The sequence below is a fragment of the Marinomonas sp. GJ51-14 genome, from assembly GCF_055808695.1.
This window is the reverse complement of record NZ_CM147879.1, coordinates 3,402,935-3,428,356: the sequence shown is the minus strand read 5'-3', so window position 1 is coordinate 3,428,356 and position 25,422 is coordinate 3,402,935. Positions and strand designations below refer to the sequence as shown.

General features: G+C 40.4%; 26 protein-coding genes. 18 read left to right on the top strand and 8 right to left on the bottom strand.

Going from position 1 to position 25,422, the window contains the following annotated elements; all coding sequences use genetic code 11:
* Positions 1–107: 107 nt before the first annotated feature.
* The 4 genes from rlmKL (at position 108) to AC0L3Y_RS16590 (ending at position 4,369) form a co-directional block, all read left to right on the top strand.
* Positions 108–2,282 (top strand): bifunctional 23S rRNA (guanine(2069)-N(7))-methyltransferase RlmK/23S rRNA (guanine(2445)-N(2))-methyltransferase RlmL, encoded by a 2,175-nt coding sequence (rlmKL, locus tag AC0L3Y_RS16605; protein ID WP_473466605.1) that lies wholly within the window; start codon positions 108–110, stop codon positions 2,280–2,282.
* 92 nt (positions 2,283–2,374) lie between these two features.
* Entirely contained in the window at positions 2,375–3,232 is an 858-nt protein-coding gene (gene purU, locus AC0L3Y_RS16600; RefSeq protein WP_473466602.1) for a formyltetrahydrofolate deformylase, read from the top strand.
* A 196-nt stretch (positions 3,233–3,428) separates the two neighbouring features.
* Positions 3,429–3,683 (top strand): formyltetrahydrofolate deformylase, encoded by a 255-nt coding sequence (locus tag AC0L3Y_RS16595; protein WP_473466599.1) that lies wholly within the window; start codon positions 3,429–3,431, stop codon positions 3,681–3,683.
* Positions 3,684–4,105: 422 nt separating this feature from the next.
* Positions 4,106–4,369 (top strand): hypothetical protein, encoded by a 264-nt coding sequence (locus AC0L3Y_RS16590; RefSeq protein ID WP_473466595.1) that lies wholly within the window; start codon positions 4,106–4,108, stop codon positions 4,367–4,369.
* A gap of 437 nt (positions 4,370–4,806) precedes the next feature.
* Here AC0L3Y_RS16590 and AC0L3Y_RS16585 read toward each other — a convergent pair whose 3' ends face one another.
* From AC0L3Y_RS16585 to AC0L3Y_RS16575, 3 genes are all read right to left on the bottom strand, one after another.
* A complete protein-coding gene (locus AC0L3Y_RS16585; RefSeq protein ID WP_473466591.1) occupies positions 4,807–5,076 on the bottom strand; it encodes a Txe/YoeB family addiction module toxin in 270 nt (89 codons plus the stop codon).
* Positions 5,057–5,329, bottom strand: coding sequence for a type II toxin-antitoxin system Phd/YefM family antitoxin (locus AC0L3Y_RS16580; RefSeq protein WP_473466589.1), 273 nt, complete (start codon positions 5,327–5,329; stop codon positions 5,057–5,059). The genes AC0L3Y_RS16585 and AC0L3Y_RS16580 overlap by 20 nt, the downstream gene beginning before the upstream one ends.
* 504 nt (positions 5,330–5,833) lie before the next feature.
* Positions 5,834–6,904 (bottom strand): DUF3549 family protein, encoded by a 1,071-nt coding sequence (locus AC0L3Y_RS16575; RefSeq protein WP_473466585.1) that lies wholly within the window; start codon positions 6,902–6,904, stop codon positions 5,834–5,836.
* Positions 6,905–7,040: 136 nt separating this feature from the next.
* Between AC0L3Y_RS16575 and AC0L3Y_RS16570 the strand changes: the two genes are divergently transcribed.
* From AC0L3Y_RS16570 to can, 5 genes are all read left to right on the top strand, one after another.
* Positions 7,041–7,382 carry a YqcC family protein gene (locus AC0L3Y_RS16570; protein WP_473466582.1) on the top strand — a complete coding sequence of 114 codons (342 nt, stop codon included), beginning with the start codon at positions 7,041–7,043 and terminating at the stop codon, positions 7,380–7,382.
* Positions 7,379–8,257 carry a DUF1853 family protein gene (locus AC0L3Y_RS16565; protein ID WP_473466579.1) on the top strand — a complete coding sequence of 293 codons (879 nt, stop codon included), beginning with the start codon at positions 7,379–7,381 and terminating at the stop codon, positions 8,255–8,257. The genes AC0L3Y_RS16570 and AC0L3Y_RS16565 overlap by 4 nt, the downstream gene beginning before the upstream one ends.
* Positions 8,258–8,301: 44 nt before the next feature.
* Positions 8,302–10,302, top strand: coding sequence for a putative bifunctional diguanylate cyclase/phosphodiesterase (locus tag AC0L3Y_RS16560; protein WP_473466576.1), 2,001 nt, complete (start codon positions 8,302–8,304; stop codon positions 10,300–10,302).
* A gap of 110 nt (positions 10,303–10,412) precedes the next feature.
* Complete coding sequence (locus tag AC0L3Y_RS16555; RefSeq protein ID WP_473466572.1) at positions 10,413–11,264, top strand: putative RNA methyltransferase; 852 nt, start codon at positions 10,413–10,415, stop codon at positions 11,262–11,264.
* Positions 11,257–11,889 carry a carbonate dehydratase gene (gene can / locus AC0L3Y_RS16550; RefSeq protein WP_473466567.1) on the top strand — a complete coding sequence of 211 codons (633 nt, stop codon included), beginning with the start codon at positions 11,257–11,259 and terminating at the stop codon, positions 11,887–11,889. Before AC0L3Y_RS16555 ends, can begins: the two co-directional genes overlap by 8 nt.
* Positions 11,890–11,971: 82 nt before the next feature.
* Here can and asd read toward each other — a convergent pair whose 3' ends face one another.
* From asd to AC0L3Y_RS16535, 3 genes are read right to left on the bottom strand one after another with little or no spacing between them, the layout of a single operon-like run.
* Positions 11,972–12,832 (bottom strand): archaetidylserine decarboxylase, encoded by an 861-nt coding sequence (gene asd / locus AC0L3Y_RS16545; RefSeq protein WP_473466562.1) that lies wholly within the window; start codon positions 12,830–12,832, stop codon positions 11,972–11,974.
* A gap of 24 nt (positions 12,833–12,856) precedes the next feature.
* Positions 12,857–13,309 (bottom strand): hypothetical protein, encoded by a 453-nt coding sequence (locus AC0L3Y_RS16540; RefSeq protein ID WP_473466558.1) that lies wholly within the window; start codon positions 13,307–13,309, stop codon positions 12,857–12,859.
* Positions 13,306–14,340, bottom strand: a complete 1,035-nt coding sequence (locus AC0L3Y_RS16535) for an HDOD domain-containing protein (protein WP_473466553.1) — start codon at positions 14,338–14,340, stop codon at positions 13,306–13,308. Before AC0L3Y_RS16535 ends, AC0L3Y_RS16540 begins: the two co-directional genes overlap by 4 nt.
* A gap of 120 nt (positions 14,341–14,460) precedes the next feature.
* Here AC0L3Y_RS16535 and motA point away from each other — a divergent pair, with 120 nt between their 5' ends.
* Positions 14,461–15,315 carry a flagellar motor stator protein MotA gene (gene motA / locus AC0L3Y_RS16530; protein WP_473466550.1) on the top strand — a complete coding sequence of 285 codons (855 nt, stop codon included), beginning with the start codon at positions 14,461–14,463 and terminating at the stop codon, positions 15,313–15,315.
* A gap of 33 nt (positions 15,316–15,348) precedes the next feature.
* The gene (locus AC0L3Y_RS16525) at positions 15,349–16,248 is read left to right on the top strand and encodes a flagellar motor protein MotB (protein ID WP_473466544.1); all 900 of its coding nucleotides are present in this window, start codon (positions 15,349–15,351) and stop codon (positions 16,246–16,248) included.
* On the opposite strand, the gene rsgA is transcribed toward AC0L3Y_RS16525, so the two are convergent.
* Positions 16,245–17,279 carry a small ribosomal subunit biogenesis GTPase RsgA gene (rsgA, locus tag AC0L3Y_RS16520; RefSeq protein WP_473466539.1) on the bottom strand — a complete coding sequence of 345 codons (1,035 nt, stop codon included), beginning with the start codon at positions 17,277–17,279 and terminating at the stop codon, positions 16,245–16,247. The two genes, AC0L3Y_RS16525 and rsgA, sit on opposite strands and share 4 nt — an antisense overlap.
* 74 nt (positions 17,280–17,353) lie before the next feature.
* Here rsgA and orn point away from each other — a divergent pair, with 74 nt between their 5' ends.
* On the top strand, positions 17,354–17,908 hold the full coding sequence (orn, locus tag AC0L3Y_RS16515; protein WP_473466536.1) for an oligoribonuclease: 555 nt from the start codon (positions 17,354–17,356) through the stop codon (positions 17,906–17,908).
* 125 nt (positions 17,909–18,033) lie between these two features.
* Here the strand turns inward: orn and AC0L3Y_RS16510 are convergent, their stop codons facing one another.
* Positions 18,034–18,783, bottom strand: coding sequence for a sulfite exporter TauE/SafE family protein (locus AC0L3Y_RS16510; protein ID WP_473466533.1), 750 nt, complete (start codon positions 18,781–18,783; stop codon positions 18,034–18,036).
* 149 nt (positions 18,784–18,932) lie between these two features.
* Between AC0L3Y_RS16510 and tsaE the strand changes: the two genes are divergently transcribed.
* From tsaE to hflX, 6 genes are all read left to right on the top strand, one after another.
* On the top strand, positions 18,933–19,403 hold the full coding sequence (gene tsaE, locus AC0L3Y_RS16505) for a tRNA (adenosine(37)-N6)-threonylcarbamoyltransferase complex ATPase subunit type 1 TsaE (protein WP_473466530.1): 471 nt from the start codon (positions 18,933–18,935) through the stop codon (positions 19,401–19,403).
* 86 nt (positions 19,404–19,489) lie between these two features.
* Positions 19,490–20,818: an N-acetylmuramoyl-L-alanine amidase gene (locus AC0L3Y_RS16500; protein WP_473466525.1), complete on the top strand. Its 1,329-nt coding sequence runs from the start codon at positions 19,490–19,492 to the stop codon at positions 20,816–20,818.
* Positions 20,819–20,873: 55 nt separating this feature from the next.
* Positions 20,874–22,796: a DNA mismatch repair endonuclease MutL gene (gene mutL, locus AC0L3Y_RS16495; RefSeq protein WP_473466521.1), complete on the top strand. Its 1,923-nt coding sequence runs from the start codon at positions 20,874–20,876 to the stop codon at positions 22,794–22,796.
* 2 nt (positions 22,797–22,798) lie between these two features.
* Positions 22,799–23,731: a tRNA (adenosine(37)-N6)-dimethylallyltransferase MiaA gene (miaA, locus tag AC0L3Y_RS16490; protein ID WP_473466516.1), complete on the top strand. Its 933-nt coding sequence runs from the start codon at positions 22,799–22,801 to the stop codon at positions 23,729–23,731.
* A gap of 89 nt (positions 23,732–23,820) precedes the next feature.
* A complete protein-coding gene (hfq, locus tag AC0L3Y_RS16485) occupies positions 23,821–24,066 on the top strand; it encodes an RNA chaperone Hfq (protein WP_036162470.1) in 246 nt (81 codons plus the stop codon).
* A 35-nt stretch (positions 24,067–24,101) separates the two neighbouring features.
* Entirely contained in the window at positions 24,102–25,391 is a 1,290-nt protein-coding gene (gene hflX / locus AC0L3Y_RS16480) for a ribosome rescue GTPase HflX (protein ID WP_473466508.1), read from the top strand.
* Positions 25,392–25,422: the final 31 nt, after the last annotated feature.

Here is a 25,422-nt window from a genome sequence, read left to right as displayed (position 1 = left end):
AGGCGAGACATGATCTCGCCTTCTTTATTTGTTGAATATCCATTGAGATCTTTAACCGGAACGCCGGAACGAGATCTCCCATTGAATTTTAAAAAAGTAATTTAAAAATGAGCACAATATTACAGACAACTGATTCAGAAAATCAGGTTTACGCATTAGAAATAACCTGTCCTTTAGGATTAGAAAATGTCTTAGAAAAAGAACTGCATGGCGAAGGTCTAATGAAGACTCGCTTTGGTGAAGGGCAAGTTAAATTAACCACAGATCTAGAAGGCATGTATAAAGCATGTCTTTGGTCTCGTGTTGCCACTCGAGTGATGCTGCCAATTGCTAATTTCAAGATCGATTCCGCTGATGATCTATACGACGCAGTAAAAGCCATTCCATGGTCTGATCACATGTCGGCGACCAATACGATTGCAATTGATTGCCATGGTACGAACCATCATATTCGTAATACTCAATTCGGTGCTGTCCGCGCCAAAGATGCGATTGCGGATTACTTTGTTGCCTTGTCTGGCGAGCGTCCAAGTGTCGAAAAAAATCAACCTGATGTACGTATTGCTTTGCGCATTAAACGTGAAGTGGTCACGGTAAGTATCGACTTATCAGGTGAAAGCATGCATCGCCGTGGTTATCGTCAACAGGGCAGCATGGCACCATTAAAAGAAAATCTTGCAGCGGGTTTGTTGCTACGAGCTGGTTGGGGCAAAGATTGTGGCTTAACTCAGTTAATCGACCCTATGTGTGGTTCTGGTACTTTCTTAGTGGAAGCGGCCATGATGTCGTTAGACATCGCGCCAGGTTTAGGCCGTCAATATTGGGGATTCAAAGGCTGGAAACAGCATGATCACCGTATGTGGCAGCAGTTAATGGATTTTGCGAAAAACCGTAAAAGAGATGCTGTTGAATTAGGTTTGCGTTTTCAAGGTACGGATCGAGATCAACGAGCGATTGCCGCTTCTCGTGAAAGCATCAAACGCGCAGGCATGGTAGGTATCATCGACGTCGCTATGACGCCATTTCAAGAGCACGAGTTTGATATTAATCCTGAACTACCGGGTTTAGTGATTTGTAACCCGCCTTATGGTGAGCGTATTGGCGACGAAATGACCTTGATCGCCTTGTATCGTGAACTTGGCGAGTGGGTCGTCACACACGCTCGTGGTTGGCAATTTATGATGCTAACCAGCAACGATCAATTAGCCCGTCAAATCCCAGTTCGCCCAGAGAAAAGTACTCGTGTAATTAACGGTGGCATTGAATGTCGTGCCTACCTTTTTCCATTGTTAGCCGGTAGCATCAAAGAAGACGTAGTCGCGCAATCTGTAATGACACCAGGTGCGCAAATGTTTGCTAACCGCTTGCAGAAAAACGCCAAGAAAATGAAGAAGTGGGTCGAGAAAAACAAGATCCAATGTTACCGAGTATATGATGCGGATATGCCTGAATACGCTGTGGCGATTGATGTTTATGGTACCTGGGCGCATGTTCAAGAATACCAAGCGCCAAAGAGTGTTGACCCTGAAAAAGCCAAACAACGCTTATATGAAGCGGTTTCTGCCATTCCTTCGTCATTGAATATTCCTGAATCTAACGTCGTGGTAAAACATCGCGTAAGGCAATCAGGTAAAGAGCAATACGAGAAACTGGATCAATCCAAACATGAAATGATTGTCGAAGAATACGGTTGCGACTTCATTGTTAACCTTAAAGATTATTTGGATACGGGTTTGTTTCTTGATCACAGACCAGTACGTAAATTGATTCAAGATAAAGCCAATCGCGCACGTTTCTTGAATCTATTTTGTTACACAGGTACTGCGTCTGTTCATGCGGGACAAGGTGGCGCACGCACAACGTTAAGTATCGATATGTCGAACACCTATACGGAATGGGCCCGTCGTAATATTGAACTGAATGAGTTCTCTAGCCGTGATCATGTGGTTGAACGTGCTGACTGTATTGAATGGTTAAAAGAGAGTCGTGAAAAATTCGATTTAATTTTCATGGATCCGCCCACTTTTTCTAACTCGAAAAAAATGGCGGATGTATTAGATATTCAGCGAGATCACGGTGAGTTGATTCGTTTAGCCGTAGCAAGACTAGATCGAGGTGGCGAGTTAATCTTCTCGAATAACTACCGACGTTTTATTTTAGATGAAGATCTGGAGCAAGAGTTTGATATTAAAAACATTACTAATCAAACCCTAGATCTTGATTTTGAGCGTAATACAAAGATTCACCAGTGTTATCTCATAAAGCGCAAATCTGGGAATTGAAATCTCAATCAATTATAATTTCCTGAATTGAGATTAAAACACCAATATTTATATTCAATATGCTGATTTTTAAAGGTTTATAAGTTTCCATCATGAGAAAAACATTTCGACTTGTTATTAGTTGCCCCGATAGAGTGGGGATTGTTGCAGCGGTCAGTCAGTTTCTGAATGAACGCTCTGGTTCTATTATTGAAGCCAGTCATCACACTGACGTTGGGCAAAAATGGTTCTTCATGCGTCATGAAGTCGACGCGGAAAGTTTAACTGTTGATGTAGAAACCTTCCGTGAAGAGTTCCAAGCCATCGCAGATGAATACGAAATGCGCTGGTATGTAAAAGACAGTGAAGATCGTCCTAAAGTTGTGTTGTTGGCAACCAAGGAATCCCATTGTCTTAATGATATTATGCATCGCTGGCACACAGGTGAATTGAACTGTGACATCGTAGGTGTGATCGCCAACCATGAAAACCTTCGTTCTATGGTTGAATGGTACAAGATTCCTTACTTTTGTATTCCTGTACCGAAAGAAAATAAAATGCCAGCCTTTCAAGAAATTGAAGCTTGCATTGATCAATCGGGTGCAGACACCATCGTATTAGCTCGATACATGCAGATATTCCCAGAATTTCTATGTGAAAAATATCGCCATCAAGTGATTAATATTCACCATAGCTTCTTGCCTTCTTTCATCGGAGCTAAGCCATACCATCAAGCGGCGGTTCGTGGTGTTAAGTTAATTGGGGCGACTTGTCATTATGTCACCGCTGATTTGGATGCGGGTCCAATTATCGAGCAAGACGTGATTCGTGTGCGTCATAGCCATGCAGCAGAAGACATGGTGCGCTTGGGGAAAGATATCGAAAAATTAGTCTTGTCCCGAGGTTTGCGTTATCACCTTGAAGATCGTGTCTTAGTGCATGGTAATAAGACTGTGGTATTTGCAGAGTAAGCTATTTTTGCATTTAATCGGGTGAATAGTAAAAGGGAAGCTGATGCTTCCTTTTTTTGCTTTTCTACAGTGTCTTCTGCCTTTGTATGTCTTTTTTATTTTTTTGTAATCTTAAGTGTGCAAAATTATTCTTCTTGAAAAAAGAGTCTATAGTTAACTTAATGATTGAATAAAGAGACGGCATGCGAGGGGAATTATGAAACTCAAATTAACGCCAACTCAGAATTTATGTGTTGGTTATTTAGAGTCTGGTTTTGAATTAATTCAATTAGACGATCAGTATTACTTCATCAAGGGAGAGCGTCGACAAAAGGTTTTACCAAAGACTTTAGAGGCGTTAATTAACAGAGGTGCCCTTACTTACACTGAGCAGGGGCGCTATATGCTGACCAAAGAATTTGTAGAATATCGAAAGTTATTACGTGAAGCGACTAAACCGGTTCATCACTAATACCTTGTTGTTTTTTAATGTAGAAAATTATCGTTTTGTTCAGAGTTGTTCAAAGTGAGGCTCGTTGCCCCATTACCTTTCTAACGAAAGATAATGGGTTTTTTTATGCCTATATCACAGACTTAAAACGCCTGATTCGTAGGGCAGTATGAGGGAGGCACGACCGTGATCTGCCACTGAAAACGAAGTTTTCATTATCTGAAGTAGGTCTGATTAGACGAGGAACGAGGCGTAATCAGGCAATCCAAGGTGTATGAAATAACAGACACATTTGTAATATGCTTCATTATGAATAATGAAATTTTTTCTTGCCTCCTGTAGGGCAGCATGAGTGAGGCACGACCGTGATCTGCCGTTGATAATGTATCTGAAGTAGGTCTGATTAGACGAGGAACGAGGCGTAATCAGGCGACCAAAGAAGTATGCAATCGCAGACAGGCTATCTTGAGTTGATCGATATGACAGGTCGCATCATACGAGAAGATAAACGTGGCTCAATAGATACGTCGCTACTGCCTATCTTGAAACGTCTAAATATTTCCTCTGAAAACTGGCTATGCGTCGCAACAGAATTCGAGAAAAGAACAGGTAACTTAGTTGGGCAAGAACGCTCAATAGATTATTATTGCGAAAGACACCAACAACAAAGAAAACCTAAAAGGCAAAGTCTTCAATTCATCGCCTAACTTGTCATAAAAACATTATAAAACCTGTTCACTAAAAAGCGTGATTTGCTTTAGTGTGTCTGAAAGTCAGCTTTTAAATCTTTTTCTGTAAGATTTTTCATTCAAACACAATAAAATAGATGTTTTTGTAGACGATTTTATCTGCTTTACTGACTTTTCATATCGTATTTTTATGGTGTGTGTCCTGTTTAAGGTTTGTGTAGACACTACAGTTAGACGAGCTGCTGGATTAGGATATTTATCGACTTAATTTCGGATGCTCATACTACACATAGCAAAGATCATGCGACAGGTGAAACAATTCGGCTGCATCACAATTGTACATTGCCAGAGGTTACGGGTTTTGGTGTGAAAATTATCGCAATTCCAACTAGTGAACTGGTAATGTTGGCATAGCAAAAACTTGAAACGGAGCTAAAGCAGGCTTTATATTTTTTCTAATGGTCAGTGTAATGTCCACCAATAGCAAATATATAAACATACTCTTCATCGAACTTGTAAATGAGTCTGTCTTTTTGAGAAATTCGCTTCGACCATAAACCAGATAGGCTATGCTTTAGTGGCTCGGGTTTTCCTAATCCATTATTGGGATCTGAGCGAAGCATTTCTTTTAATATTTTACATAGCGCGTTATGTAATTTTTTATCTTTTTCTCTTAACTGCTCGTAAGAGAGCCACGTTTTACCTTCAAAGATTAATGATCTCATCTAATTGCTCTTGTGTTGGTTTGTGGCCTTTATTAGTCTTATGCGTATTCATTGATTCAGCTATTTGTTGCATCAAGCTATTACTTTGTAATACATGTAATGTTTCTTGTTCTCTTTCCCAGTCATCTGCACTCATTATAATAAAAGCATCACCAGCACGTCTGGTTACTTTGATAGGCTCATGCTCGCTAACTGTTTGTTCAACGTATGCTTTTAAGTTGTCTCTAAACTGATTGACACTTATGCTGTCCATTGTAAACTCCAATTTGTGTACGGTATTTCCGTACATTTTATTTCAAAAAACAGAATAAGTCACTCAAAAGGGCAAAAGATAGTTGGATTTTGCTCCTTCGTTGCTTATTTTAGCTAAGCATTTCTATACCTATTAGTGAGGTATTAACACTTTAAAAGCATCAATGAGTGTTCGACAGGCAGCAGAAACTGATGAAGTAAATATCTTTAGGTTATTTTTACCTTGATGAGCCGGAGAGTTAACTTCCATTTATTTATCCTAGAGCAATATCAAGGTGAAAGTGTTTACGTTTGCTTTGAGGATGTTTGAAAAATGCGAGTTGTTTGATGTTAAGGCCTTCATTTTTATCCAAGGGTGAAGGTCTTTTTTATGTGGCGGATTTAGGTTTAAGTAATTAGGTTGTCGAGTGGGTTTTGTTTTTCAAATGAAAGCTGCGCTTTCAACGTCAGATTACGCCTTGTTCCTTGTCTTATCTGATCGACGAGGAACGAGGCGTAAATGATTTTAATGTAAAGATTTGGGTGTTTCAGTAAAGAGGTAACTCACGGCTTGGGCAAGTTTTGGGCTTATATGGCTGCTGCGTAATAATGTCCAAAGGGGTTGTTTGGTTTCCGAGTGTTGGCTTAATTCGGCTGCAATCTGCTTGAAAGCAATATAGCCATCTTCTCTATGGGCCAGTTTCTCCATGATGATACGAAGAAGCTGAGGGTTTTGTCCTAACCAATGTGGGCATTTTGCTGCTAAGGCTGCAATGGCATGGGTATCGTCGTCATGGCATTGGGTTAGGCTACCGAGTAAACCAAATAAAGGTAAGAGTAAATCATCATTAAGCTCCGCTCTTGATAGGGCACGCAAGTAGCTTGCTTGAGTCAATGGATCTTGTGTTGTTTGCAGTTGGTTGATTAAAGTTTTTTGCAGACTGTCTGAAATACCTTCGTGTTCTAACGCATGACATAATGCGCTGACAACTGGGTTGGCGGCTTGTTTGATGGCTTTATCAATAAGAGCTTCGTACTTTGCTTCGTTTGCTCTTGCGGCCAGTTCTGCAATACCTTGAAGCCCTAGTGTTTGCCAGCTGCCATCTTTTTCAATGACGTCTGATGATAAATAATCAACAACCGCATGAAAATATTCAGAAGGTTCTTGGTGTAAGTCTTTTCCTAGTATGGCGTGAAAGCTTGCCATGCGTTCTTGATCCGGTTTAAACACATAAGGGCTGTCTTCTAGGGCTTCTGATAAACCTGCTTCTTCCCCTTTGTGGAGAATCTTATCGACGATGCTTTTAATGAAATGATCTCGTGTGCCTAGATTCAAACATCCGGCTTCGTCTAAAGGCAGTTTGAGAAACCAAACCACACCTTGTTTTGCAATCTCTTCTTTTGACGCATCTTTTGATTTTAATAGGCAAGCTAGCCATGCGTGTTGACGAAATGGAAAAGGGTAGGCTTGTTGTTTTCGATCAAACTGTACGGTTTGCTGTGGTGTGATTTTGGTGATGTTTCGGCCTAAGTCGTAATAGCTAACATCGCAGCCGACCATATCAAATAAGTCAGAAAGGGATTCAAGTTTGCTCATGGTTCAATTTTGCTCATGGTTCAATCAATAGTGGCTCAAGTTGCCGATAAGTCGTGTTGTCGATAAGATAGCCCGCGTACTTTTATCGGTTTGAAAAAGATGTCGTATCTTACCGTTTTTCTAAGGAGAAATCAGGTTGAAAAAAGCCTTTTCTACCCATCATACCTTGGCTGATTTATTGATGGATTTACAAGTTGCGATGCAAAATGGTGGTGTTTGGGATTGTGAAATGCCCACTCAAGATGCATTACAAAGCGTTGAGCCTTTTTGTATCGATACCATGGCATTTGAACAATGGCTAAGATTTGTGATGATGGAGCGCTTCAAGCTTTTGCTGGCTTCAGGAGGCGAATTACCGGTTCGCTGTCATATTTCTCCAATGGCGGAAGAGGCGTTTAAGCTGAAACCGAAGCCGATTGTGAATCAGATAGTGAATTGCTTAAATCGAATTGATCAACACCTAAGCGGTATCTTGTGATTTCAGATCGAATTCATCACCCTTTCGTAAAAGATCTAGCTTGGCTGGTGGAAGGGCACTATATCGAGCAAGATTTTGACCTCGGATTATATTGGCTTTCTGATACTGAAGAGCGATTGCTTTTATTGGACTCCAATCCCACGTTACTTATAAGTGCAGTTTCTGCTTGTAAGTCGCATTTCCTAGGCAGTTACTTTGAAACCTTATTTTCTTTTGCGATAGAGAACTTATCTTCGTTAAAAGTAGTGCTTGAGCATTTTCAAATTGAGCACTTTCAAATTGAAGGTAAGGGTAAAACATTGGGTGAAGTAGACATGCTGGTAGAAACGCCAGAAGGGGAGCTTCATCAATTTGAAATAGCGATTAAATTTTATTTAGAAAGGCCGGATCTTTACCCACATGATTGGATTGGGCCGAATAAGAATGACAGTTTATTAAAAAAAGTGACAAGAGCCAGAGAGCATCAATTGTCCATTTTACAAACAGAGGCTGGTTTTTCTGCAATTAAATCTATTGTAAAAAATCGAGTGCCTAAATCGAACTTATTGGTTTTTGGTCGTTTGTATTTAGCATTAAAAAATCAACAGGATATAGTGTCCTGGTTGGCTCAAGATGGCTATGGAGGGTGGATACGAGAGTCTGATTTTACTTTATTGATGGAGCATTTCTCTCATTTTTATATGTTAGAGAAGCCGCATTGGATGGCGTTTCCAGAGATAAGTGATAAATTTATTTTATTTTCTCTTCAATCCGCCTACAATCTTGTCAGGAAATTCCTACATGATGATCGGCCTAAACATGTGTTTTTATACCATGCTCTCACTGAATCTAAGTCAACAAACAGAAGTGTGTTTGTTGTTCCAGACTCTTGGTGAGAGATTAAATAGATTCAAGCATATTCTAATAGTATTGAAATTAAATGACTGATTTATCAAAATTGCTCCATTGTAAAATGCCACTCGCTGCGTGGGTAATAGATATAGAGCAATCGAACGTGCCATGCTTTAATGCCGCAGCAGAAGCTTTATTAAAAGACTCTTTGGGTGATATCAAACTGGGTCAACGCATGATTGATGAAACCTTGAGAAAGCGTTTATCTTTTTATCTTGAGACTCTTAATGAGGGCGATGTGCTGCCGTTCAATTGGCCGTTTACCTCAAAAGACAATCGTGATTATAAGGTGATTGCCTCTGTTGTTTTACTTGATGGCGCACGTAAAGGGTTATCTGTTGAAGCTCACCCAGTTACACCTATCAGTCATAGTAATGAAAGCCAAAGCATTGATTTTTTTACACGGTTTAAAACTTTAGCCATTGCTGTTTTTGATAAAAGCGGTAACCGAGTTCGATCAAGCGAATGTTTTTCTACACACTTTGGTGATGTTAATCACATACGTGATTTATTCGCGGTATCGAGTGCCGCTAATAGTTTTATCAGTCGTTTAGCTTTACACAAGAACCTATCTCAAGAAATAAGATTGTCTACAGCAAATGCCGTTCGCTGGTATCGAATAGAAGCGTCTCAGAATGAATCTACGGAAAATGTCTATTTATTAGCTCATGACATTCAAGAAGAAAGAGATCATGAGGTTGCCCTTTATAAATTACATAATTACGATAATTTAACCAGTTTGCCTAATCGTAATTTACTCTATCAGCAACTTGAAAACGCCTTGGTTAATGCTCAAAAGCGTAATCGTGAATTTGGTCTTTTGTATCTCGATTTAGATGGTTTTAAAGTCGTCAATGATAACTTTGGTCATCGGGTTGGGGATGAGCTTATTCTTCGCGTGGCGGAGCGTATTAAAGAAAGTATTCCTTCTGAAGCTGCCCTTTATCGTTTAGGCGGTGATGAGTTTGTGGTTGTATTAGAAAATACACAGAATATTGATTCATTAAAAAATATCGCAGAAAGCATTATGCAGAATGCGAGTCATACGTATCCTGTTGCGAAAATGGAAATGATGATCACCGCCAGTATAGGAATAGCCAGTTACCCTCAACATGCGGATGATATAGATAATTTATTGAAAAATGCTGATGCGGCTATGTATCGAGCAAAATCGATGGGTCATAACATGTACTTTGTGTATGAAAAAGACATGGCTGCTAATATTAATGCACATTTAACATTGGGTGGCGGATTAAGAAAGGCAATCGATGACGAGCAGTTTGTACTTTATTATCAACCAAAAGTTTGTCTCCCAGAAGAAACTGTTGTTGGTGCTGAAGCCTTAATTCGATGGGTTCATCCTGAGCTTGGCTTAATTAGTCCAGATCAATTTATTCCATTAGCTGAAGAGAGTGGTTTGATTCTTCCTCTTGGTGAGTGGGTGATTCGCCGTGCTTGTCGCCAAATGCAAGCGTGGCGTGAAAGTGGCCACCCTCCTATTAAGGTGTCGGTAAATTTATCCAGTCGACAGTTTATGCAGGCTGATCTAGTCGACATGGTTAAGCGAATTCTTGATGAAACAGGTGTGGATCCTGAATTGTTTGAGCTTGAATTGACAGAAAGTATGTTGATGGCTGATGCAAAACAATCGATAGAAAAACTGCATGGCTTTCGTGAATTGGGTTTAACGCTTTCTATTGATGATTTTGGAACAGGTTACTCCTCGCTTGCTTACCTGAAAAAATTTCCAATACAGACTTTAAAAATTGATCGCTCCTTTATTAATGATTTAGGGCTTGATTTTGATAATGATGCCATCGTTAAGGCGACTATTGCGATGGCGAATAGCCTGAACTTAAAGGTCATTGCTGAAGGGGTGGAAAACCGCTCACAAGTAGAGACACTGAACGGTTACGATTGTCGGGAAGTTCAAGGTTATTTATTCTCTAAACCATTATCTGATATAGATTTTCTTTCCTATATGCAAGGGCAGGGATTTGGGGATATTGGGCGTTTTGGTCCCCATTAAAAGTGCAGTAATTGGGTATTTTAAAATTTTTTATATTCTGTTTATGGCGAATGGAGTATTCTCTTAATTCAAGCGACAACTTACAAAACATGTAAAATTATGGATGCCTTGTGTCAACCCTCGAAAACCTTTCTTGTCCTATAGACTCTTTATCACTTAGTCGTGATGAGCGCAGTCTAAAGTGTGAAAACGGACATACCTATGATTTAGCCAAAACTGGCTATGTAAATCTTTTACCCGTACAGAATAAGCGTTCTAAAGATCCTGGTGATAGTAAGGCTATGGTTGCTGCTCGTCAGGCTTTTCTTAATCAAGACTTTTATTATCCTATTGTTGAAGCTGTTTTATCATCTTGGCCGAAAGATCGTTTAATAAATGGTGTAAGGGTATTAGACGCAGGATGTGGTGAAGGTTATTACCTTAATGAAATAAGTAAAGCTCTACAGGATCGACATATTGAAGTGGAACTTACAGGGCTAGATATTTCAAAGTGGGCGATTACTGCAGCCAGTAAACGAGATAAAAACATCAGTTGGTTGGTGGGAAGTAACGCAAGTTTACCAACACCAGATCAACGTTTTGATGTCATTTTATGTTTATTTGGTTTTCCTATATTTAACGAGTTTTCAAGGGTTTTGACAGATTCAGGTTTGCTCCTCCTTGTTGAGTCGGGCGCAGATCATTTGATTGAGTTACGCCAAATATTGTATCCGTCAATTCACGATTATAAACAAACTCACAGCGACGGTGTGGCCGATTTTGATTTGGTTTCTGAGGAAGCAAAAACTTTTAGTTTTACACTAGACTCCCAAACAGAAATCCAAAACTTATTAAGCATGACTCCTCATATTCATAAAGCCTCTTATGATGGCAAAGAAGCCGTTAAGCAACTTGAGTCGATTATGCTGACTGCGGATATTAAACTTCGTTGGTACCGAAAAAAGGAAATAAATAGTGTCTAATCATTTAAAAGAACTCTTTAGTAAAAATAGAGAGTGGGCGTCAAAAGTAACCGCAGACAATCCTGACTTTTTTTCTACATTGTCAGAACAGCAAAATCCAGAATATCTTTGGATTGGTTGTGCAGATAGTCGTGTTCCAGCGAACCAAATTGTTGATTTATTGCCTGGTGAGGTTTTTGTACACCGTAACATTGCAAATGTTGTGGTACATACGGATTTAAATTGCTTGTCCGTTATTCAGTTTGCTGTTGATGTGTTAAAAGTGAAACACATCATGGTGGTTGGTCATTATGGCTGTGGTGGCATTAAGGCTGCAATGGGTACAGAAGAGCACGGCATGATTGATAACTGGTTGCGTCATATTAAAGATGTGTATCGTCTACACAGAAAAGAAATAGATGCCATTGATGACGAACACGCCCGTTTTGATCGCATGTGTGAGTTGAATGTGGTTGAGCAGGTGGCGAATGTTTGTCAAAGCAGTATTGTTCAGAACGCATGGCGTCAAGGGCAAGAATTACATGTACATGGCTGGTGCTACAGCTTAGGGAATGGTCATATCAAGGATCTTGAAGTAACTGTTTCTAATGCGAAAGAGTCTACGGAAAGACTTAATAGCATGTAAGAAATCAATCGAAAAAATAAACCCTAGTAAAAATACTAGGGTTTATTGATTAACTGTTGAGAACTAAGGTTGAGGTAGTTAGTTATTTCTCAAGCGTTTTACCAAATTTCATTCCCATTTGAGTTGGTGTTTCAGCTTCTAGGGACTCGTCCCATTTGATTGCGTCTTTTCCAAATAAAACGATGGCGGTAGAGCCAAGTTTAAATCGACCCATTTCCTCGCCTTTTTTGATTTCAATATCGTTTAATTCTTTATAATCCCAAGTGACGACATTTTTGTTAAAAGGGGTTACTTGTCCAGCCCAAATCGTTTCTATACTCGCAACAATCATTGCTCCTACGAGAATGACAGCCATAGGGCCAGCTTCGGTATCAAACAAACAAACAGTGCGTTCATTGCGAGCAAAGACATTTGGTATTTGTTCTGCTGTGACTTTGTTGACTGAGAACAACTTGCCAGGAATATGGATCATCTTGGTAAGTTTGCCTGTTAGTGGCATGTGAACACGGTGGTAATCTTTTGGTGATAAGTACACGGTTGCAAATGAGCCTCCAAGGAATTGATCCGATAGAGAAGCATCGCCACCTAGTAGTGTTGTTAAGCTGTAATGGTGGCCCTTGGCTTGAAAAAGTGTACCGTGTTCTATGTTGCCTAGTTGGCTAACTGCACCATCAGCAGGACAAGCTATGCTGTTTTCTTCGTCGCAAATCGGACGAAGTTCAGGGCGAATAGCGCGGGTGAAGAAATCATTAAAATTACGGTAAGACAAGGCGTCGCTGTTGATGGCCTCAGACATATCGACTTGGTATTTTTTTACAAATTGGCTAATAAATGTATTTTTCACCCAATCATTTTCGCACTCCGCTATTTTCCCTATAACGCGAGACAATGTTTTTTGAGGGGTGATATGTTGTGCAAATGCGAAAAGTTGATCTTTAGTCACTTGTTTCATCCTGATATTGGTAATTTATATAATCTTGTGGCTGATTAAAGACACAATCTGTTTAAGGTTTTTATAATCTTGTTCATTAAACTCTATGCGAGTTTCCAACCAAAATATAATCATTTCATTCTTTGATGCGAGTGTGGAGGCAAGAATTAAATGACTATTTGTATCTATTATTTGATCAGAAGTATGGGGGAAGTCTTTTAGTAAGTCTTCGAGTTTTTGTCCAAATAAATGTGTCGCAGATTTTTTGCTTGATAGCTTTTTAAACACATTCGATGGTGCATTCCATTGAATTGATTTAATGGTTTCTATGTTATAGCCAGATTGATAGATAGGCAGCGTTTTATTTGTTGAATGTTTAAAAATAATACAGTGCTGCATATTGGGAATGGTTTGTTTTGTTGCTTTTAATGCTAAGTTGGCTTTTTGTTTGATGTCTAAATTAGTCTTATCGCCAATGCTTGTTTTCAATATAGCAAGTGGTGATAGTGATGGTTTTTTAACTCTTTTTTCTTGCTAAATAGCTCTGGATCTAGCAGTTGTAGTGCAAGAGGAAACTTGCCGCCCATATTATGGAGCGCTGCAGCTTCGGTGGTTGCTAAATGTGCTGTCTGAATAACTTCACCGAGATGACGGTGCATAACAGTTGCCACAATACGATAGAAAAAAGGCAGTTTTTTCGAATCCCATCCCATTAAATTAGCTTCTCTTGCTACTTTTGTCGCGCAATAAGCAAAAATAAGCGGGCTGTTTGACAATATGGTTAATCTTTTATTTTCGGTAAATCCAGGTAACTCATCTGGGTGATGAGCAAGATGTGCTAGCTCTTGTAGTTCTTTGCTGTTTGGAATGTGCTTGGTAAGAAAGGAGTCAACAATTTCATTCGATGTATTCCAATATGTGCACATGTGAACGGTTAGTTCATCAATACGACAACCTAAGACACTGAGTTCAGCTTCGCTTGATTTTTCACCTTGTATTACTCTTTGGGAAATTTCAGTCATTAATGGGTAAGCATAAAACCATAATAGCCATCTTGCTGAGTCTCTAAATAAGGTTATCCAAAAAATATCATCTTCATGGCCAGATATGTTTTTTATTGCCCAGTATTTTGCGATGCTGGCTGCTTCATAACTGGTTTGCACCTGACTTAAGAAGGCAATTAGATGCGGTGGTTGTTTTTTGTTTTTAAGGTTATATGGTGTAAAACGGTTGAATAGTTTGGCAATTCCCTTCATACCTATCATAGATGCCGCATGGAATGGCGTTTTGATTTGGCTGCTTTTGCTGGGGGTGATGCGATTTGCTTCGTTGAGTATTGTAAAGGCGAGCATTGGATCTGATGCTATGTTGGTTTGCATTGCATCCAATGTATCAAGTGTATCTTCTGTTCTTTTAATCTGGCTCTTTAGGCGCGCCAAATTGGCCGATTTAACTGGAAATTTTTTATTTTTTAAAAAATGTAGCCATTCATTTAGGCTAGAAGGTGACTTGTCTTTCATAGCTGGTTACATTAATGGCTCAGTTATTTGTCTGTTTAAAGCATTCTTATGTTTTTGATCTCATCCATCATACTGTATATTGAGATAAGAGCATACATTGTAAGTATTAAGGAAGAGTATATGTTTGCATTAGCTGGTGTGCTAGTGGTTATCATAAGTGTTGTGGTTGGATATTTAGCGTCTCATGGCAATATGTTGGCATTATGGCAACCATTTGAAGTGCTTATTATATGTGGTGCAGCATTTGGGGCTTTTATGGTTGCTAACCCATTTATTGTCCAGAAAAAAGTATTCACTATGTTACCTCAGGTTTTTGCTGGGAGCCGACATAATAAAAGATTTTATCTACAGTTATTGGGCTTGATTTACTGTCTTTTTCAAAAGAGTCGTCAAGATGGTTTCCTTTCCATTGAAGAAGATATTGAGTCTCCTTTCACAAGTGAATTATTTAATCGCTTTCCTGACGTGGTTCGAGATCATGAAGTGGTTAATTTTCTTACCGATAATTACCGAATTTTTACTCTTACAGGTCTTCCTGCCTATGAAATCGACGCCATTATGGATAATGAAATCGAGCAGATTCAAGAAGAGCTTGTTGCGCCAAGTCATGCTTTGACTCGTGTTGCTGAGGCTTTACCCGGTTTTGGTATCGTGGCAGCCGTTCTTGGTATTGTTATTACTATGGGGTCTATTGGTGGACCATTGGAAGAAATTGGAGCGCACGTTGCGGCAGCTTTAGTGGGTACTTTCTTAGGTATCTTTTTTGGTTACGGATTTGTCGGTCCGGCTGCTTCTCATCTGGAGAGTTTAGGTGCGCATGAACTAAAGGCATATCTATGTATTAAGGCTAGCTTAAACTCTGTTGTTTCTGGTTATGCGCCAGCAGTGGCAGCTGAAACAGGTCGTAAACTGCTTCCGCCTGACATGCGTCCAAGCTTTGTTGAGTTGTCTGATGAACTTAAGCAGTATCGCTAGTATGAGCTTACGCCAGATTATGGAGGATATTACATGGCTAACGGCTTAGTTATTCGACGAGTTAAAAAAGTCAAAAAAGGAGGGCATCATGGTGGTGCCTGGAAAATAGCCTTAGCTGATTTTGCCTTGGCTATGATGGCTCTTTTCTTAGTGTTGTGGCTGTTGAGCGTGGCTTCTCCTGAAGAGCTAGCTAGCATAGAAGGGTATTTTCAAGATCCTATGGGGCCATCTACCGCAGGTTATAGTGCTAATCCTATTGATTTAGGTGGCAGTCCTGCAAAAAGTGTAGAGAAAAAACTAGACTTACAATTACCAGAAACGGGTAGTACGGATGTTCAGTCAATAGAAACTAGACGTGGTAGTGGTTCAGAAACGGCGGATTCAACAAGCTTAAATGACCTTGTACTTGAGCAGATGGAAAAAATGAACATCGTGCTTTCTGAAGAAAAAAACTTACGTATTGAGATTACCCCGTTAGGTGTTCGTATCACTTTACTTGATGATCCCAATAAGCCCATGTTCGAGCGAGGACGTGCTCGAATGATGCCGGATATTGAAAATACCTTACTTGCCATGTCCCCGATTTTTAATAACGTAACCAACCCAATTGTTATCACAGGGCATACGGATTCTTCTAAATTTGGTGATTCAGATCGGTTGGATAATTGGGATTTATCTGCGTTAAGGGCAAATGCTGCTCGTCGTATATTGGAAGAGGGTGGTGTTGTGGATGAGCGGATTGCCCAGGTGATAGGTTTGTCTGATACGGTTCCTTATAATCGATCAGATAGAAACAGCCCTGAAAATAGGCGTATCAGTATTACGCTATTAACAGATGATGCCTATAAGGAAATGCTAGAACGTAATCGTCGGAACTTTGGTGTTCCAATGCGCCAATCTGATGTTAGATTGACGCCGGACACTACATTCTAAAAAGCTTGGTTTTCTCTGATTGAGTGCTTGATTCTTAAGAAGCTCTGGAAGCGGTGTTGTGTAATTTCACCTTTTTCTAGAGCTTCTAGAATGGCGCAGCCAGGTTCTTTTTCATGGGCGCAGTCTCTGAATCGGCAGTAGCCGATATGAGGGCGAAACTCAATAAAGCCATTCATTAGCTCGTCTTCTGATATATGCCACAAACCAAATTCACGTATTCCTGGAGAGTCTATAAGGTCGCCGCCTTTTGGCATGTGGAATAAGCGTGCTGTGGTTGTGGTATGAACGCCTTTCTTTCTCTTTTGTGATAATTCACCAACGGTAATGTCTATATCGGGAAGAAGGGTTCCGATAAGGGATGATTTCCCCACGCCTGACTGCCCTACAAAAACACTGGTTTTATCTTGTAAGAAGGAATAAAGCGATTCCATGCCTTCTTGATGCTTGATGGAAGTTCGAATGATTTTGTAATCCAAATCTTCGTAGGTTTTTAAAAGTTCGTTGAGGTCTGATTGGTTACTTTCGTCTATTAAATCGCACTTGTTTAATAATATAACAGGCGGAATGCCAACCGTTTCGGCAGCCACTAAATAGCGATCTATTAAGTTCGCATGGGCAACAGGTTCAGCTGCAATAACAACAATGATGTGATCTATATTGGCCGCAACGGGTTTTATTCTGCCATGCATATCTGGGCGAGACAGTGAGGTGTGCCTTGGTGTTGTGGCAACAACAACGCCGCCTTCATTTTGTTTTGGACGCCAAACAACTTTGTCGCCTGTCACTAGTTGACCTAGGTTAGCGCGTAGATTGCATCGTGTGGAAATACCGATAAATGGCTCTTGTGTGCCTTCTACTTCCACTTGGGTGCCAAAGTGGGAAATAATAATGCCTTCTGTTTCAGGCCCAAGGTCTGATGATTGAAGAAGCTCTTCAGCAACATCGCCTCGTTTTTGTGTGCGTTCTACACGCTCTTTTTGAATTCGTTCAATTCGCCAAGTTTGTTGTTTAGTAAGTTTTCGCTTCGACATTATATTCGTCTGGTCATATAGTAAGGCGCATAGAGTATAATGCTTGGCATTGATAATAAAGGATTTGGATGGTTATGAGCTTAAATGAAGAGAATTTAGTATGGATTGATCTGGAAATGACGGGCCTTGACCCAGAAACAGATACAATTATTGAGATCGCGACAGTTGTGACCGATAAGCATCTTAATGTCTTGGCGAAAGGTCCTAGCCTTGCGGTACATCAAGAGAAGTCTGTAATGGATGCAATGGATGAGTGGTGTACACAACATCACGGCGATTCTGGTTTGACGGCAAGAGTGTTGTCTTCGACTATTAGTATGGAGCAGGCTGAAAAAGAAACGATTGAGTTTTTAGCTCAATATGTACCTTCTGGTGCTTCACCAATATGTGGTAATAGTGTTGGTCAGGATCGTCGCTTCCTATATCGTTATATGCCAAATCTAGAGCGTTTTTTTCATTATCGTTACCTTGATGTGAGCACGGTAAAAGAATTAGCTAAACGTTGGAAACCAGAAGCGTTGGAGGGTTTTCAAAAGTCTGGATCGCATTTGGCAATGGACGATATTTTAGAGTCTATTGGTGAGCTTAAGCATTATCGTCGTACTATGTTTGGTTTAGATCTAGATTGAGCTAAGTGGTAATCTTGAGGTTAATGGTTTTAGTATAGATATCCAAAAGTGTAAGCGCCTAATGTTGTTTATATGGGTTAGGTGCTTACACTGTTTTATTTGCATTATCGGTTGTTAATTGATTTCTAGATAAGTGCGGAAGTGCCGTCCCAGATTAATTTGACACCGGTTAAGAATAGAAAAAAATACATGTATTTGAAAAAAGTTTCGGTTGGTATTTTGTAGTGTAGCCATGCCCCTAGTTGTACACCTATATAAGCAAGAGGAGTAAAGCAAAGGGATAGTAGGATATTTGATGTGTGTAATTGTCCAAGCATACCGTAAGGAATAAGTTTAACGTAATTTATAACTGCAAAAATAACGGCCGCAGTAGCAACATATTGAGTTTTGTCTAGATTGGTTCTAAGTAAATATACGCTCATTGGTGGTCCGCCAGCATGAGCGATAAAACTGGTGAAGCCTCCAAGTGCACACCAAAACCTACCTGCTATCGAATTGAGTGGCTTTCTTTGAGATGTTTTGTGTTTCTTTGGCCATGAGTTGATTGTAAAACCAATCGCGATGACGCCAACGACAATTTTTAGCCATTCTACAGAAAACCACGATGCCGTTAATCCTCCAATAATGATGCCGATTATAGCCGCTGGAATACATTTAATAAGCTGTTCTGTATTCCATTTTTTCCAGAACTTTTGAACGGTAAAAATGTCCATAACGCAAAGTACGGGAAGCATAATTGCCGCGGCAATAGTGGGAGAAGTTTGAAGTGAGATTAAGGGGACTGCAATAACGCCAAAGGCACCAGAAAAACCACCTTTGGATATACCTGTTATGAAAACAGCGATAGCGATGAGAGAGATAAGAAACCAGTCCATAAGAGCTCTTTATTGGAAGTTATTGTTATTGATTAATAAAGCCGATGTTTTGATTATGATCTATCTAGTCTTGTTTCAAAAGGTTTCTGTATTAGAATTGTTTGAATATTTGTTTTGCTCCGTTTGAGTGAAGAAAGGATAAAGATGTAATGCGAATAGAAAAAGATGTGTATGGTGAAGAAGCAATGGAGAAATTAGGTGAGATCTTTTCGTCTTCATTGCGTGCTGGTGGTGTTGTCTATTTGGAAGGCGATTTAGGAATGGGCAAGACCACATTAGTAAGAGGCGTTCTACGGGGCTTAGAATATGAAGGACCAGTAAAAAGTCCAACTTATACGATAGTTGAGCCTTATGAGTTAGATGGCCTAGAGGCATTTCATTTTGATCTGTATCGTGTGACGGATGCTGAAGAGCTAGAGTATATGGGGATTCGTGATTATTTTAATGATGGTAGTTTGTGCTTGATTGAATGGGCTGAAATGGGGGAGGGAGTATTACCTGAAGCGGACCTTATTGTCTCTCTTAGTTTGATTAATCAAGGGCGTCATGTCTCTTTAGTGGCAAAAACCTCAAAAGGTAATGACATTTTAAATGCTGCGCGAGGTGCTATAGCGTCTTGATGTATAGAAGTCTTTACTATAAGTAAGATTGAGATCCACTTAATCAGCAGTTATAGTGGGACATATATACTAGCTAGCTGTCTGATATGCATACTAAATTTCGTAATAGTCTTTATATTTTTATTGGTTTTATTTTATCTGTTGCATCTTTAAATCTATTTGCCGCAGAAGTTCGAGATATTCGTGTTGCTCAGCAAGAAGGGGTGACTCGTCTTGTTTTTGAACTTTCTGATGCAGCAGAGCATCGTCTTTTTCCTCTTTCAAATCCTGACCGTATTGTTTTGGATTTAAGTGGGGTTGATCTAAACACGTCTGTTGTTAATGGGTTGTCGGCTCTGTCTTCGGGCGTTTTGATGCGAGTTCGTTATGCGAAAAGAGATAATGGCGTGCGCTTTGTTTTGGACTTATCTCAGTCTGCAAAAGCAAAAAGCACAGTTCTTTCAGCGAGTGGGACCTATGGGCCACGGATTCTAATTGAACTTGAGTATGGTGACAGAAAACCAGCGACTGTTGTTAAAAGCTTAGCGAACTTATCTAAAGAAAAGCGTGACATTGTTATTGCTATTGACCCTGGGCATGGGGGTAAAGATCCTGGCGCTTTAGGACAATACAAGGTTCGAGAGAAAGATATTGTTTTATCTATTGCTAAAGAATTGGCGAGTCGTATTAATGCGGTTGATGGTTTTAAAGCGGTATTAACACGATCAACGGATGTATACCTCAAGTTACGAGACCGATCCCGAGTAGCACGTGAGTCCAATGCAGACTTAATGATTTCTATTCATGCGGATGCGTTTACAAAAGCGAGTGCGCGTGGGGCCTCAGTTTGGGCGTTATCATTAAGTGGTAAGAGTTCTGAGATGGGGCGTTGGTTGGCAAGGCAGGAAAATTCAGCGGATTTGGTTGGTGGGATTTCCTTAGATGATAAAGATCAACTGTTGGCCGAGGTTCTGTTAGATATGTCTATGAATTCGACAATTCAGATGAGTTTGAATATCGGTAAAAGTGTTTTGGGGGAGATGCGTAGTGTTGCTAAACTTCATAAGGATAGCGTTCAGCAAGCAGGTTTTGTGGTATTGAAATCTCCTGATATACCTTCTATTTTGATTGAAACTGGGTTTGTTTCAAATAAAACGGAAGCAAAGAACTTATCTAGTCGGAATTATCGAGTGAAATTGGCCGCTTCCATATCAAAAGGTGTGATTGAGTATTTTACTAAAAACGCACCGGACGGAACGCTGGTTGCTTGGAAGCAAAAAAGCCATTCTGATTATATTTATACGGTTGGGAAGGGTGATACCTTGTCTGAAATTGCACGACGTAATCAAGTGTCGCTCAGCGTATTACGTCAAGCGAATAGTCTGAAAAACGATGTTATTTGGATTGGTCAAAAACTGGTTATTCCTGCCGGATAAAATCTAATTTTACTTCTAATTTTTGATTGGAAGTATCTTCTATTAAAGGTCGTTCATGCAAAGAATTAATCTTTTATCACCACGTTTAGCGAACCAAATTGCTGCAGGTGAGGTGGTTGAACGACCAGCTTCTGTGGTGAAAGAGTTACTTGAAAATAGTTTAGATGCGGGGGCTTCGCAACTCGATATAGATGTGGAGCAGGGTGGTGTTCGCCGTATTAAAATTCGGGACAATGGTACTGGAATCGTTAAAGATGATCTTTCTTTGGCTTTGAGCCGTCATGCAACCAGTAAAATTATCACGTTAGATGATTTAGAGGCTGTTCGTACTTTAGGGTTTCGTGGTGAGGCCCTAGCAAGTATCAGTTCTGTTTCCAGAATGCATCTGACTTCTCAGGCAGAAGGCGAGACGGAAGCTTGGCGAGTGGAAGCGGAAGGTAAAGATATGGCGGCGGCGATTCGCCCAGCTTCGCATCCGCAAGGAACAACAATTGATGTGCGTGATTTGTTTTTCAATACGCCCGCACGCCGTAAGTTTTTGCGTACTGAAAAGACTGAATTTACTCATCTTGAAGAGGTGGTGAAGCGATTGGCGTTGAGTCGTTATGAGACAGGTTTTCGGTTGAGTCATAATGGCAAACAAGTATATGACCTTCGTCCTGTAACAGATCAGCTTCATGCTGAGCATCGACTTGCTACCTTATTAGGTAAAAAGTTTATTGAGAATTCTTTAACGCTTGATGTCGAGGCGGCTGGACTGCGTTTATGGGGATGGATTGGTTTGCCAACGTTTTCTCGTTCACAGGCAGATCTTCAGTATTTTTTTGTGAATGGCCGAGTTGTTAAAGATAAGTTGGTGGCTCATGCCGTTCGCCAGGCTTACCGTGATGTTTTATATAATGGCCGTCATCCTACCTTTGTTTTGTATCTTGAGTTAGACCCTTCTACTGTTGATGTGAACGTGCATCCAACTAAGCATGAGGTGCGTTTTCGTGATGGCCGTTTGGTGCATGACTTTTTATTCAGTCGAATACATAAGGCTATTGCAGACGTTAGGCCTGAATCGGATGGTGCTCCAACGGGGATGCAGAATGATAGTTTGTCAAATGTCCCTATGCTTAATGAGCAGCAAATGAAAGAGCAGTCTGCTTTGCCTTTATCTAATCGTGCGGCTTCGAATAGCATGGATTGGATGCGAGCATCACAAGGTGCACCCGTTTCAGGTGATGTTCGAGGTCAGCTTGATGGAATGCGTCAGCTTTCTAGTTATGCACAAAATTATGCGTCTAGTGCTGAAGTTATTGACCCTGAAACTGGGGAGATAAAAGAGTCTTCACCTTCTCATTCTTTAGGAGGCGATGTTTCAGCTGTTGAAGGTGTAAGCTATCAGGCGGTTCCGCCATTAGGTTTTGCTGTAGCCCAATTGCATGGTGTGTATATACTTTCTGAGAGTGAGCAAGGGCTAATTTTAGTTGATATGCATGCTGCTCATGAACGCATTGTTTATGAAAGAATGAAAACGGCTTTTTATCAAAAAAACATTTCATCACAGCCTTTGCTGGTGCCAATCAATGTTGCCGTGTCGCAAAGTGAAGCGGACTTGGTTGAAGAGAGTGGTACTGTTTTTGAATCGTTTGGTTTTCGTGTAGAGCGTACAGGGTTGGAAAGTGTCATGGTTCGTGAAGTTCCTGTTATCCTGATTCGAGGTGATGTTGAAGGGCTTGTTCGTGATGTGATCAGTGATTTAGCCGCCAATGGTGTATCTGATCTTATGGAATCTCGTGCTAATGAGCTGATGGCGTCTATGGCATGTCATGGTGCCATTCGTGCTAATCGTAAACTAACGATTTCAGAAATGAATAGTCTACTTCGAGATATGGAAATAACAGAGCGAAGTGGACAGTGTAACCATGGTCGACCAACTTGGGCGCATTTAAGTATGTCTGATTTGGATAAACTCTTTTTGAGAGGGCGTTAAAAATGACAAAACCATATGTTGTTTGCTTGATGGGTCCGACAGCCTCAGGAAAGACAAGGTTAGCGGTAGAGTTAGCTGAAAATCATAATTTTGAGATTATTAGTGTTGATTCTGCTTTGGTGTACAAGGGTATGGATATAGGGACAGCAAAGCCGGATGCTGCTTTGCTGGCAAGGGCGCCTCACAGGCTGATTGATATTATTGATCCGCTTGAATCTTATTCGGCTGCAGATTTTGTTGCTGATGCTGTGGAACAGGCGCAAGAAATTTTATCAAAAGGTAAAACTCCCCTTTTGGTTGGCGGTACTATGATGTATTTCAATGCTTTGCAAAAAGGCTTAGCGGAGATGCCGAATGCTGATTTGGCATTGCGTGCTGAGATTGAGCAAGAGGCAGCGAATAAGGGGTGGGCTGCTTTACATGAAGAGTTGAAAAAAATTGACCCTGATGCTGCTTTACGCATCCATCCTAATGACCCTCAGCGGTTGCAAAGGGCGCTTGAGGTTTATCGTTTGACAGGAAAATCCATGACTCAGCTTTGGTCTGAGCAAGGTAGTGTTTCCTTGCCTTTTAATATGATTAATATGGCGGTGATGCCACAAGAAAGAAGTGTTCTTCATGAGCGTATTGAGCAGCGTTTCTATGAAATGATGGAACAAGGCTTTTTGGCGGAAGTTGAAGGTCTTTATCATCGCGGTGATTTGTCGATTGATATGCCTTCAATGCGTTGTGTTGGTTATCGACAGCTATGGCAGTATTTAAACGGTGACGATTTGCTAGAAGATGCTATCTTTAAAGGTGTTGTTGCTTCTCGTCAGTTGGCCAAAAGACAGCTTACTTGGTTGAGAGGATGGGAGGATTTGATGATTTTTGATAGTTTATCGAAAGATCTTGTGCCTGAGGCCTTGAATTACATAGAAAGCAGGATTATATAGGGGAAATAGATAAAAATTTGGTGTACTATCTACAAGATTGTTTTATCAATATTTAATTTAATATTTATCGCTCGCTTAAGGAGATTCCAATGTCAAAAGGGCAATCATTACAAGACCCTTATCTAAATATCCTACGTAAAGAAAGAGTACCTGTGTCTATCTTTCTTGTTAATGGGATTAAACTTCAAGGACAAATCGAATCATTTGATCAATTTGTGATTCTTTTGAAAAATACAGTAAGCCAAATGGTGTATAAGCATGCCATTTCTACTGTTGTTCCTTCTCGCACAATTAATGTGCCTGCTCCTGAACAGCAAGCAAACGAAGCTGAATAGTTTGCCTTTGATGTGGCAAGCTGAGGAATATTCTATTGTTTTTTGAACGTCCAGATAGTGGTGATATAGCTGTGCTGGTTCATATAGATTTTCATGATAAAAATGAGTCTTATGGGTCTGAAGAGTTTGTTGAACTTGCTATTTCTGCTGGTGCTGATCCTGTTGCTGTTGTTACAGGTTCACGTCAGCGACCTGATGCTCGGTATTTTATCGGTACCGGTAAGCTAGCCGAAATAAAAGATATTGTTGATCGAGAAGAGGCGGAAGTCGTTCTTTTTGATCACGCTTTATCTCCTTCCCAAGAGCGTAATTTAGAAAGTATTTTACAGTGTCGAGTATTGGATCGTACCGGTCTCATATTGGATATTTTTGCTCAACGTGCACGAACCCATGAAGGTAAGTTGCAGGTCGAGCTTGCTCAGTTGCAACATATGTCAACTCGCCTTATTCGAGGTTGGACGCATCTTGAACGTCAAAAAGGCGGGATTGGTATGCGTGGACCTGGTGAGACTCAATTAGAGACTGACCGTAGATTGTTGCGAGAACGTATTAAAGCCATTCAAAAAAGATTGGGTAAAGTGGGTTCTCAGCGAGATCAAAATCGTCGTTCTCGTTCTCGATCTGAAGTTCCAACCGTTTCTTTGGTTGGTTATACCAACGCAGGTAAGTCCACTTTATTTAATCGTGCGACTGGGTCGGATGTGTATGCTGCGGATCAATTGTTTGCCACGTTGGATCCTACGTTAAGACGCTTGGATGTTGAGCAAATAGGTTCAATTGTTTTGGCGGATACCGTTGGCTTTATTCGACAGCTTCCCCATCGATTAATTAAAGCCTTTCAGGCGACTTTAAAGGAGTCTTCTGAAGCGGACTTGTTGTTGCATATTGTTGATGCTGCTGATATTTCTCGTGATGAAAATATGGCTCATGTTGATTCTGTATTGGAGGAGATTGGGGCTAGCGAAGTGCCAACATTAAAGGTTTTTAATAAAATTGATGCTCTGGAAACAGTTGAGCCGCGCATAGATCGAGATGCTGACGGGAACCCTTATAGAGTTTGGTTGTCTGCTCGTGATGGGCAAGGTATCGATTTACTTAAGCAAGCGATAGCAGAACTGCTTTCGGAAGATGTTTTTAATGAGACGCTTTCATTATCTAATGAATCGGGTCGTTTAAGAGCAATGTTGTTTGAGCATGGTGCTGTTAGATCGGAGCGTTTTGATGAGACGGGTCGATCTGTTCTTGAAGTGAGATTGCCTAAAAAAGATTATTTGCAAATTTTAGCGCGTGCTGGGTTGTCTGAGGATCAGATACAGGCCGCATAAATTGCGCAGGATTATCATTAAAATAAAGTGG

Coding starts and splice junctions, on each gene's coding strand:
- AC0L3Y_RS16535 (WP_473466553.1), bottom strand. CDS start 14,340: ATGAAAGACAAGTCACCTTCTAGCCTAAATGAATGGCTACATTTTTTA.
- AC0L3Y_RS16575 (WP_473466585.1), bottom strand. CDS start 6,904: ATGAGCAAACTTGAATCCCTTTCTGACTTATTTGATATGGTCGGCTGC.
- rsgA (WP_473466539.1), bottom strand. CDS start 17,279: ATGTCGAAGCGAAAACTTACTAAACAACAAACTTGGCGAATTGAACGA.
- AC0L3Y_RS16595 (WP_473466599.1), top strand. CDS start 3,429: ATGAAACTCAAATTAACGCCAACTCAGAATTTATGTGTTGGTTATTTA.
- motA (WP_473466550.1), top strand. CDS start 14,461: ATGTTTGCATTAGCTGGTGTGCTAGTGGTTATCATAAGTGTTGTGGTT.
- AC0L3Y_RS16510 (WP_473466533.1), bottom strand. CDS start 18,783: ATGGACTGGTTTCTTATCTCTCTCATCGCTATCGCTGTTTTCATAACA.
- AC0L3Y_RS16580 (WP_473466589.1), bottom strand. CDS start 5,329: ATGGACAGCATAAGTGTCAATCAGTTTAGAGACAACTTAAAAGCATAC.
- tsaE (WP_473466530.1), top strand. CDS start 18,933: ATGCGAATAGAAAAAGATGTGTATGGTGAAGAAGCAATGGAGAAATTA.
- orn (WP_473466536.1), top strand. CDS start 17,354: ATGAGCTTAAATGAAGAGAATTTAGTATGGATTGATCTGGAAATGACG.
- miaA (WP_473466516.1), top strand. CDS start 22,799: ATGACAAAACCATATGTTGTTTGCTTGATGGGTCCGACAGCCTCAGGA.
- AC0L3Y_RS16500 (WP_473466525.1), top strand. CDS start 19,490: ATGCATACTAAATTTCGTAATAGTCTTTATATTTTTATTGGTTTTATT.
- hfq (WP_036162470.1), top strand. CDS start 23,821: ATGTCAAAAGGGCAATCATTACAAGACCCTTATCTAAATATCCTACGT.
- purU (WP_473466602.1), top strand. CDS start 2,375: ATGAGAAAAACATTTCGACTTGTTATTAGTTGCCCCGATAGAGTGGGG.
- mutL (WP_473466521.1), top strand. CDS start 20,874: ATGCAAAGAATTAATCTTTTATCACCACGTTTAGCGAACCAAATTGCT.
- AC0L3Y_RS16560 (WP_473466576.1), top strand. CDS start 8,302: ATGACTGATTTATCAAAATTGCTCCATTGTAAAATGCCACTCGCTGCG.
- AC0L3Y_RS16590 (WP_473466595.1), top strand. CDS start 4,106: ATGCAATCGCAGACAGGCTATCTTGAGTTGATCGATATGACAGGTCGC.
- AC0L3Y_RS16525 (WP_473466544.1), top strand. CDS start 15,349: ATGGCTAACGGCTTAGTTATTCGACGAGTTAAAAAAGTCAAAAAAGGA.
- AC0L3Y_RS16585 (WP_473466591.1), bottom strand. CDS start 5,076: ATGAGATCATTAATCTTTGAAGGTAAAACGTGGCTCTCTTACGAGCAG.
- rlmKL (WP_473466605.1), top strand. CDS start 108: ATGAGCACAATATTACAGACAACTGATTCAGAAAATCAGGTTTACGCA.